The organism is Bisbaumannia pacifica, from assembly GCF_007989625.1.
In the GTDB taxonomy this organism is placed as follows: Bacteria; Pseudomonadota; Gammaproteobacteria; order Pseudomonadales; family Halomonadaceae; genus Bisbaumannia; species Bisbaumannia pacifica.
The window spans coordinates 1-1001 of record NZ_BJUK01000105.1 but is presented as its reverse complement, the minus strand read 5'-3'; the positions used below and the strand labels follow the sequence as shown (position 1 = coordinate 1001).

The 1001-nt window shown below is 68.7% G+C and carries 1 protein-coding gene; it reads left to right on the top strand.

Features of this window, described 5'->3' with window-relative positions:
* Positions 1–1001: NAD(P)/FAD-dependent oxidoreductase (locus HPA02_RS18095; RefSeq protein WP_146804601.1), on the top strand; the 1001-nt coding region annotated here is incomplete at both ends.

Below are 1001 nucleotides of genomic sequence, written 5' to 3'. Positions count from 1 at the left end.
TCGGCTGATGCAGCAGGCCAATGAGGCCGGCCAGGAGCTGACGGTCTGCGTGGTGGAGAAGGGCTCGGAGGTGGGCGCCCATATCCTCTCCGGGGCGGTCTTCGAGCCCCGCGCCCTGGCCGAGCTCTTCCCCGACTGGGAGGAGCGCGGCGCGCCCCTGACCACCCCGGCGACCCGCGACGAGGTCTACCTGCTCAAGGATGCCGACAAGGCTTTGAGGCTGCCCAATGCCCTGGTGCCCAAGTCGATGCATAACACCGGCGGCGACATGCCCCGCTATGTGATCAGCGCCGGCAACCTGTGCCGCTGGCTGGCCGAGCAGGCCGAGGGGCTGGGGGTGGAGATCTTCCCCGGCTTCGCCGCCCAGGAGGCGATCGTCGAGGAGGGCGTGGTCAAGGGCATCCTGATCGGCGACATGGGCGTGGGCGCCGATGGCCAGCCCAAGGACGGCCATATGCCGGGCATGGAGCTGCGCGCCAAGTACACCCTCTTCGCCGAGGGCGCCCGGGGCCATATCGGCAAGCGCCTGATCGAGCAGTATGACCTGGCCGCCGGCCGCGATCCCCAGCACTACGGCATCGGCCTCAAGGAGCTGTGGGATATCCCCGCCGACCAGCACGAGCCCGGCCTGGTGCTGCACGGCTCCGGCTGGCCCCTGGACAAGCATACTCATGGCGGCTGGTTCCTCTATCACGCCGAGAACTCCCAGGTGGTGGTGGGGCTGATCATGGACCTCTCCTACGAGAATCCCTGGCTCTCCCCCTTCGACGAGTTCCAGCGCATGAAGCACCACCCGGTGCTGGCCAAGCACCTCGCCGGCGGCAAGCGGGTCGCCTACGGCGCCCGGGCCATCACCAAGGGCGGCCTCAACTGCCTGCCGAAGATGACCTTCCCCGGGGGCCTCTTGATCGGCTGCGACGCCGGCACCCTCAACTTCGCCAAGATCAAGGGCCTGCACACCGCCATGAAGTCGGGCCTGGTGGCCGCCGAGGCGGTCTTCG